Raw genomic sequence first — 1,188 nt, forward strand, 5'->3', positions numbered from 1 at the left:
GGCGCGGCCATACCTGAGTTGCCGAGGAATGCCTGCTTGCCGATGCGAGCCGGGGCGACACGCAGCCACCCGTGGCTCAGTTCGTACGTCGCGACCATGGTGTCGTCGGCCAGGAAGGCCCCGTCGGCGACCGTGGTCATCGCCGGCACCGCGAGCACTGTCGAGGCCTCCACCCCGCGCCCCACCTTGGCACCCAGCAGCCGCAACCACACAGGCGTGAAGAGACTGGCGTAGAGAGGGAACAACCCGACCCGAGCCATCCCCATCAGCCGCTCGGTCGTCCAGACCTGCCACGCCACCCGCCCCTGCACAGGGTGGTGCCCGGCGCGCAGGCCGATGCTGAGCGCCCGGACTGCCCCGAGTACCAGCAGCGCATAGCCCACCACGTAGGCGACGGCCGCCACCGCGACGGCCGCCAGCACCGCGCCGACAAACGGTCTGACGGTGAGCGTCCAGCCGAGCAGGGCGAGCGCCGGCAGAGCGGCCACGACCGGGACCAGCCCCAGCAACTGGGCGGTGACCCCGTACGCGAGAGGCCAGAGGCGTGCCCCCGTCCGCGATCGAGGGGGGCGCTGCCCGGGCCACCCGTCCGCATCCTTACCAGCGGCCGCGGCCGGTGAGCCGGCCCACTGCTGGTTCGCCGGTACGGCCCCCGCCACGGTCGAGCCCGCGGCGACTCGGGCGCCCTTGCCGATCCGAGCGCCCGGCATGAGGGTGCTGCGGGATCCGACCCGGGCGGCGGCACCGACGCGAACCCTGCCGATGCGGACGACATCGCCGTCCACCCAGTGGCCGGACAGATCGACCTCCGGCTCGATCGCCGCGCCTCGGCCGAGCTTCAGCAGGCCGGTCACCGGCGGCGCGGAGTGCAGATCGACGTCGGCCCCGATCTGCGCGCCGAGGGCCCTGGCGTACGTGATCATCCAGGAGGCTCCGGCGACGCTTGTGGCGCCGGTCAGTTCGGCCAGGCGTTCGGCAGCCCACAGCCGCAGATGCACGCCGCCACCGCGCGGATAGCTGCCGGGACGTACCCCACGGAGAAGCAGTCGCGCTCCCGCGGCGGCCAGGGCGATCCGACCCGGCGGGCTGAACAGCCGTGACTGAACATCACCACCGGGAACCGGCCGTGCGCCCCCAGCAACCCCGGCGTGACGGGGCCGTTCTCGCCGAGCGCCGGGTACCAGATCC

Annotated in this window: 2 pseudogenes; both read right to left on the minus strand. The window is 73.5% G+C overall.

Going from position 1 to position 1,188, the window contains the following annotated elements:
- Positions 1 to 998: pseudogene (locus ABZ749_RS35445) on the minus strand (amino acid adenylation protein); the annotation flags it as partial.
- Positions 956 to 1,188: pseudogene (locus tag ABZ749_RS35450) on the minus strand (hypothetical protein); the annotation flags it as partial. The pseudogenes ABZ749_RS35450 and ABZ749_RS35445, both read right to left, overlap by 43 nt.

Source organism: Micromonospora sp. NPDC047753, from assembly GCF_040642735.1.
In the GTDB taxonomy this organism is placed as follows: domain Bacteria; phylum Actinomycetota; class Actinomycetes; order Mycobacteriales; family Micromonosporaceae; genus Micromonospora.